This window comes from Nonomuraea turkmeniaca (assembly GCF_005889735.1).
Lineage (GTDB): Bacteria > Actinomycetota > Actinomycetes > Streptosporangiales > Streptosporangiaceae > Nonomuraea > Nonomuraea turkmeniaca.
On the sequence record NZ_VCKY01000141.1, the window covers coordinates 20576 to 27663 of the forward strand.

Consider the following 7088-nt stretch of genomic DNA (forward strand, 5'->3'; position numbering starts at 1 on the left):
TGAGCCATGCGCACCGGCCGCACCCCTTCCGTGAAACCGCCTATCTCAGGAACCCCTCGTAGTTGCGCTGCTGGAGCTGGGCCTCGATCTGCTTGACGGTGTCCAGCCCGACCCCGACCATGATCAGCACGCTGGTCCCGCCGAACGGGAAGTTCTGCTGGGTGCCGGGATCCCGCAGAATCGCGAACGCCACCAGCGGCAACAACGCGAGCACCCCCAGGTACGCCGCCCCGGGCGCGGTCAGCCGGGACAGCACGTACGCCAGATACCGGGCAGTGGCCCGCCCGGGCCTGATGCCGGGCACGAACCCGCCGTAGCGCCGCATGTTGTCGGCCACCTCCTCGGGATTGAAGGTGATCGACACGTAGAAGTAGGCGAACGACACGATCAGCAGCACGTACACGGTCATGTAGAGCGGATGCGTCCCCGACGTCAGGTTCCGTGCGACCCACGCCCCCACCGCCTCCCCCAGCAGCGGCGCCCCGAGCGTCGGCAGGTAGAGCAGGGACGAGGTGAAGATGACCGGCACGATGCCCGCCTGGTTCACCTTGAGCGGGATGTACGTGCTGGTCCCCCCGTACATGCGCGCCCCCACCATGCGCTTGGCGTACTGCACCGGCACCCGCCGCTGCGCCTGCTCCACGAACACGACAGCGGCCACCAGGAACAACCCGGCCACCGTCATCACCACGGCGCCGACCGGCGTCAGCACGAAGATCTTCGACATGTAGCCCGGGAAGACGGCCACGACCTGCGTGAACATGAGCAGCGACATACCGTTCCCGATCCCCCGGTCGGTGATCAGCTCGCCCAGCCACATGACCGCGCACGCCCCCGCCACCATGGTGAGCACGATCATGGCCGAGGAGAGCAGCCCGTCGTCGAGCAGCAGCGGCCGGGTGCAGCCGGGCAGCAACTGCCCGGTGCGGGCCAGCGCGACGACGGTGCCGGCGTTCAACAGGGCGAGCGCGACGGTCAGGTACCGCGTGTACTGGGTGATCTTCGCCTGCCCTCGCTGCCCCTCCTTCCTGAGCGTGTCCAGCCGCGGCACCAGGACGGCGAACAGCTGCATGACGATGCTGGCGGTGATGTACGGCATGACGCCGAGCGCGAACACCGACAGCTGCAACATCGCGCCCCCGCTGAGCATCTGCGCGAGGTCGAAGAGCCCGCCGCCGGCCGTTCCCACGCATTCCCGCACCGCCACCACGTTCACCCCCGGCGACGGCATGACCTGCCCCAGCCGGAACAGCGCGATGAGCGCGAGTGTGAACAACAACTTCTTGCGCAGGTCCGGCACACGGAACGCCCTGGCGAACACGGTCAGCATGGGCAACGAGTCTGGCCGGGGCGGCAGAAGAGGTCGTCCGCCGAGACGAGGCACCGGCGTACGCAGATCTGCGTATGTTGATCGCATGAGCACTGTGTGGGTGGTCAGCGGGCCGCCGGGCGCGGGCAAGTCCACGGTGGCCGCCGAGCTGCTCGCCCGCCTGTCCCCCGTGCCCGCCCTGCTCGACAAGGACACCGTGTACGGCGGCTTCGTGGCGGAGGTCCTGCGCGCCCACGGCCGGCCGGACGGCGAACGCGAGGGCCCCTGGTACGACCGGCACATCAAACGCCACGAGTACCCGGGCCTGACCAGGCTCGCCAGGCAGATCCGCGGCCACGGCTGCCCGGTCCTGCTCGACGGGCCGTTCACCACGCAGGTCCACGACGCGGCCCGGTGGGCGGAGTGGGTGACGGAGCTGGGCGGCCCGCCGGTGCGGCTGCTCTGGGTGCGCTCCGACGGCCCGACCCTGCGCGAGCGCCTCGTGGCCAGGGGGTACGCCAGGGACGCGGGCAAGCTGGCGGCGTTCGGCGACTACCTGAGGAACATCCGGGTGGACGAGCCGCCCGTCGTCCCGCATGTGGAGATCGACAACCGGTGCGCCGCGCGGCCGGTCGGCGACCAGCTCACGGCGGCGGGCATCCCGCCTCAGGCCACGCGGTAGTCCTCGTCGCGGACGTCCAGGATCGCCATGTGGCCCGGCAGGTGCCCGATGGCGTACTCGACGCCGCTGGCCATGATCACCGCCTGCGGCGTCACCCCGCACGCCCAGAACAGCGGCACCTCATCGGCACGCACCTCCACCGGGTCTCCGAAGTCGGGCCTGGCCAGGTCGCGGATGCCGATCGCGGCGGGGTCGCCGGCGTGCACCGGCGCCCCGTGCACCCGCGGGTAGTGCCCGCTCACCGCGACGGCGGTCTTCACCAGCTCCTCGGGCACCGGCCGCATCGACACGACCAGCGGCCCGGACAGGCTGCCGGACGCCTGGCAGGGCACGTCGGTGATGTACATCGGCACGTTCGTCCCCGCCTCCAGGTGCCGCACCGGCACCCCCGCGGCGAGCAGCGCGCGCTCGAAGGTGAAGCTGCAGCCGATGAGGAACGGCACGAGGTCCTCGCGCCATTCCTCCACCACCTCGTCGAGGTCGGCGACCGGCCGGCCGTCCCGGTAGAGCCGGTATCCCGGCAGGTCGGTACGGAGATCACCGGCGAACAACGCGGTGGACCAGGCGCCCGGCTCCCCCACGTCGAGGACCGGGCACGCCTGCGGGTTCTGGTGGGCGAACAGCAGCAACTCGTACCGCAGCCGCGCGGGCACGGCGATCAGGTTGGCCTGCGTCCAGCCCCGGCACCAGCCCGCGGTGGGCACCCGCTCGCCGGTGCGGAAGCGCCCCCGCGCCTGCGCGGGGCTGAGGTCGGCGACGTCCACTCCTCGACAGTATGGCGGGCCACGTCCAGCGGTCCACCACTGCACCGGCCGAGGTGATGTTGGGAATTTCCCGGGTAGCGGGTGCGGGTGCGGCTCGATGTGAACCTGCTCGACTACCTGCTCGTCGCGATCTACTTCGCCACCGTGCTCGGGATCGGCTTCGCCGCTCGCAAGCGGATCACCTCCAGCCTGGACTTCTTCCTCGCCGGCCGCGGCCTGCCCGCGTGGGTCACCGGCCTGGCGTTCGTGTCGGCGAACCTGGGCGCGATCGAGATCCTCGGCATGGCGGCCAACGGGGCCCAGTACGGCGTGATGACCGTGCACTACTACTGGATCGGCGCGGTCCCGGCGATGGTGTTCCTCGGCATCGTGATGATGCCGTTCTACTACCGCTCCAAGGTGCGCAGTGTCCCCGAGTTCCTGCGCAGGCGGTTCAACGGGGCCACGCAGCTGTTGAACGCCATCACGTTCGCGATCGCGCAGATCCTCATCGCCGGGGTGAACCTGTACGCGCTGGCGCTGGTCATGGAGGCGCTGCTGGGCTGGCCGCTGCCGGTCTCGGTGGTGATCTCGGCGGTGATCGTGCTGACCTACATCACGCTCGGCGGGCTCTCCTCGGCGATCTACAACGAGGTCCTGCAGTTCTTCGTGATCCTGGCCGGCCTGATCCCGCTGACGGTGCTCGGGCTGATGAAGGTGGGCGGGATCGGCGGCCTGGTCGAGAAGGTGCGGCAGAGCCCGCTCGGCGAGGGTGGCGTGCACACGTGGGACGGGCTGGCCACGGGCGAGAACCCGATGCAGGCGCACTGGATCGGCATCGTGTTCGGGCTCGGCTTCGTGTTGTCGTTCGGCTATTGGACGACGAACTTCGCCGAGGTGCAGCGGGCCCTGTCGGCCAGGAACACGAACGCGGCCCGGCTCACGCCGATCATCGCGGCGTACCCGAAGATCTTCATCCCGCTGGTGACGGTGCTGCCCGGCATGATCGCGCTGGTGCTCTTCAGCGATCTGGGCAAGGGGCAGGCGTACAACAACGCGATCCCGCTGCTGATGCGCGACCTGCTGCCGAACGGCGTGCTGGGGATCGCGGTGACCGGGCTGCTGGCGTCGTTCATGGCGGGGATGGCGGCGAACATCAGCGGGTTCAACACCGTGTTCACCAACGACATCTGGCAGGCGCACCTGGTGCGGGAGCGCGACGACGACTACTACGTGCGGGTGGGCCGGATCGCGACCGTGGTGGGCGTCGCGATGGGGGTCGGGACGGCGTTCATCGCGGCCGGCTACTCCAACATCATGAACTACCTGCAGGCGTTGTTCTCGTTCTTCAACGCGCCGCTGTTCGCGACGTTCATCATCGGCCTGTTCTGGCGGCGGATGACGCCGTGGGCGGGCTTCTGGGGGCTGCTCGCGGGGACGATCGCCGCTTTCGTGTCGTACATCCTGTACAAGGCCGGGTACGTGGACTTCGGCACCGAGCTGAACGCCAGCTTCTGGGGCGCGGGCCTGGCGTTCGCCGTGGACGTGGTGGTGTCCGTGGTGGTCACGCTGGTCACCACGCAGAAGCCGGAAGCGGAGCTGCGCGGGCTGGTGTACGGGCTCAGCGACGTCACCCTTGAGGACGACGCGCTGGCCGGAGACGCGAGGTGGTACCGCTCGCCGATGCTGCTGGGCGTGGGCGCCCTCATCCTGGCGGCCGTGATGTACGGAGTGATCATATGATGAGCGACATCCGGATGGTGATCGGCGGGTTGTTCCTGATCTACGGCGTGATCCTCATCATCGCCGGCGTCCTGGGCAGCGCCGTCAACCTGTGGACCGGGCTGGTCATGGCGGTGTTCGGCGGCACGTTCGTGGTGTGGGCCCGGGTCAGACGGATCTGACCGGCTCCTGGGCCTTGGTGTCGTACGCCTCCCGCGCGGCGATCACCTCGTCGGCGTGCTCCCCCGCCCACGCCCCGATGGCCTGCAACACGCCGATGGCGCTGCGGCCGAGGTCCGTCAGCTCGTAGTCCACCCGTGGCGGGATCGTCGGGTAGACGGTGCGGCTGGCCAGGCCGTCGCGCTCCAGCGTGCGCAGGGTCTGGGAGAGCATCTTCTGGGTGATGCCGTCGAGCATCCTGCGTAGCTCGTTGAAGCGCCTGGGGCCGTCCAACAGCGCGCCCATCACCAGGCCGTTCCACTTGCCGGTGAACATCTCGAGGACCGTGTTCGGCTTGCACGCCCGGAGGAACGCCTCGGCGCCGCCGTACTGCCGGAGATCGGGAAACCTGGTATCCATCAGGTACCTGAATACCAAAAAGGTGCCTTCTTCACAAGAGATACCTGGCACGACCAGCATGTGACGCATGCGAGCCATTACGTACCGCTCCTTCGGGGAGCCTGAGGTGCTGGAGATCACCGACGTCGCGCGGCCCGTCCCACAGGCGCACGAGGTCCTCGTCCGGGTGCGGGCGGCGGGCGTCAACCCGCCGGACTGGAAGCTGCGCCGGGTTCCCTACCCGCCCGACTACGTCGATCTGCCGCTGATCCCCGGGTGGGACATCTCGGGCGTGGTGGAGGAGGTCGGCGAGTACGTCGGCCGGTTCAAGCCCGGGGACGAGGTCTTCGGCATGGTCAACTTCCCGCGCTACGCCGGGGCGTACGCCGAGTACGTGGTGGCCAGGCCGCGGCAGTTCGCCCGCAAGCCGGCCGGGGTCGATCACGTGCGGGCCGCGGCGCTGCCGATGGCGGCGCTGACCGTCTGGCAGGCGTTCGCCGACGTCGCGGCGGTCTCGGCGGGGCAGCGGGTGCTCGTGCACGCGGCCGCCGGCGGCGTCGGGCACCTGGCCGTGCAGCTGGCCAAGCTGCGTGGCGCGTACGTGATCGGCACGGCGCGGGCCGCGAAGCACGCGTTCGTGCGCGGGCTGGGGGCGGACGAAGTGATCGACTACACCACTGTGGACTTCGCCCAGGCGGTGTCCGACATGGTGCCGGACTCGGGCACGCCGGGCGTGGCCGTCGTGCTCGACATGGTGGGCAAGGACTATCCGGCCAGGTCGTTGCCCGTCTTGCGGCCCGGGGGCGCGTTCATCGGGGGCGCGGGGATGACGCCCGAGGACGTGGCGGCGTACGAGGCGACGGGGCTGCGGTCCGGGGTGCTCGTCGTGGAGCCCGACCATGCGGCGCTGGAGTCGATCGCCGGGCTGGTGGCGGAGGGGCGCCTGGCGGCGCACGTGGACCGGGTGTTCCCGCTCGCCGAGGCCGCGAAGGCGCACGCGCTGATCGAGAGCGGCGACTTCGTCGGCAAGCTCGTCCTGGAGATCTGACGCCCGGCCTCGCGCCGGAGATGTGACGTCCGGCCTGCGCAGCGGAGATGTGAGGCCCGGCCCTCGCAGCGGAGATTTGACATCCCACCTCGCGTCAACCTACGTTGACCCTTGATGAGTCAATGTTGGTTGACGCGAGGGGGCGTTCGTGGACGCGGTGTCCGTGGCGGTGGCGGCGAACCTGCCGGTGATCCTTTGGGGGTCGCCGGGCACCGGGAAGACCTCGGCGGTGCTGGCGCTCGGCCGGCGGCTCGGGCTTCCCGTCGAGGTCGTGGTGGGCTCGATCAGGGAGCCGAGCGACTTCGCCGGGCTGCCGGTGGTGCGGGACGGAGGCACGTGGCTCGCGCCGCCGCGCTGGGCGGAGCGGCTGGCCGCGGCCGGGTCGGGGATCCTGTTCCTGGACGAGCTGACCACCGCGCCACCCGCCGTGCAGGCGGCGATGTTGCGGGTGGTGCTGGAACGGGCCGTGGGCGACCTGGTCCTGCCCGCGCCGGTGCGGATCGTGGCCGCGGCCAACCCGCCCGAGCAGGCGGCGGACGGGTGGGACCTGTCGGCGCCGCTCGCCAACCGGCTGATCCACCTGGACTGGAAGGTCAGCGCGGCCTCGGTGGCCGAGGGGTTCACGGGCGGCTTCCCCGTGCCGGACCCCGCCCGGTGGTCCGCACCCTCCGAGGCGGCGGTGGCACGGGCCCGGGCGCTGGTGGGAGCGTTCCTTCGGGTGCGGCCTGAGCTCGTGCTCGCCGTTCCGGACGGGCCTGGGCGCGCGTGGCCCAGTCCCCGTACGTGGGACCTGGCCGCAACCGCGCTGGCCTGCGCCTCCGCCCGACCGGCCACCACCGGCACCCAAGGGACGCCTGCCTCCGCAGCCGGGACCCGCATGCCGCCGGACCCGGCCGGCGTGGAGCGGGTGCGGGCCGAGTTGGTGGTCGGAGCCGTCGGGGAGGCGGCCGGGTTCGAGCTGCTGTCCTGGCTGCGCGACCTCGACCTCCCCGACCCCGAGACCCTGCTCGCCGACCCCGCCGCACC

Annotated in this window: 8 protein-coding genes; 5 read left to right on the top strand and 3 right to left on the bottom strand. The window is 70.7% G+C overall.

What is annotated here, in order from left to right; genetic code table 11:
- Nucleotides 1-40 precede the first annotated feature (40 nt).
- Entirely contained in the window at nt 41-1330 is a 1290-nt protein-coding gene (gene secY, locus ETD86_RS33670; protein ID WP_138670687.1) for a preprotein translocase subunit SecY, read from the bottom strand.
- Between the two features lie 85 nt (nt 1331-1415).
- On the opposite strand from secY, the gene ETD86_RS33675 reads away from it, so the two are divergent.
- The gene (locus tag ETD86_RS33675; protein ID WP_138670688.1) at nt 1416-1991 is read left to right on the top strand and encodes a P-loop nucleotide/nucleoside kinase family protein; all 576 of its coding nucleotides are present in this window, start codon (nt 1416-1418) and stop codon (nt 1989-1991) included.
- Here the strand turns inward: ETD86_RS33675 and ETD86_RS33680 are convergent.
- Nucleotides 1976-2755 carry a putative hydro-lyase gene (locus ETD86_RS33680; protein WP_138670689.1) on the bottom strand — a complete coding sequence of 260 codons (780 nt, stop codon included), beginning with the start codon at nt 2753-2755 and terminating at the stop codon, nt 1976-1978. The two genes, ETD86_RS33675 and ETD86_RS33680, sit on opposite strands and share 16 nt — an antisense overlap.
- Nucleotides 2756-2842: 87 nt before the next feature.
- Between ETD86_RS33680 and ETD86_RS33685 the strand changes: the two genes are divergently transcribed.
- Nucleotides 2843-4477, top strand: coding sequence for a sodium:solute symporter family protein (locus tag ETD86_RS33685; protein ID WP_246148598.1), 1635 nt, complete (start codon nt 2843-2845; stop codon nt 4475-4477).
- Complete coding sequence (locus ETD86_RS55645) at nt 4474-4638, top strand: hypothetical protein (protein ID WP_170223407.1); 165 nt, start codon at nt 4474-4476, stop codon at nt 4636-4638. The genes ETD86_RS33685 and ETD86_RS55645 overlap by 4 nt, the downstream gene beginning before the upstream one ends.
- Here the strand turns inward: ETD86_RS55645 and ETD86_RS33690 are convergent.
- Nucleotides 4625-5035 carry a winged helix-turn-helix transcriptional regulator gene (locus tag ETD86_RS33690; RefSeq protein WP_138670691.1) on the bottom strand — a complete coding sequence of 137 codons (411 nt, stop codon included), beginning with the start codon at nt 5033-5035 and terminating at the stop codon, nt 4625-4627. The two genes, ETD86_RS55645 and ETD86_RS33690, sit on opposite strands and share 14 nt — an antisense overlap.
- Before the next feature lie 67 nt (nt 5036-5102).
- Here ETD86_RS33690 and ETD86_RS33695 point away from each other — a divergent pair, with 67 nt between their 5' ends.
- The gene (locus tag ETD86_RS33695; RefSeq protein ID WP_138670692.1) at nt 5103-6062 is read left to right on the top strand and encodes an NADP-dependent oxidoreductase; all 960 of its coding nucleotides are present in this window, start codon (nt 5103-5105) and stop codon (nt 6060-6062) included.
- Between the two features lie 148 nt (nt 6063-6210).
- The coding region (locus ETD86_RS33700; RefSeq protein ID WP_211370480.1) for an AAA family ATPase at nt 6211-7088 on the top strand (878 nt) is incomplete at its 3' end.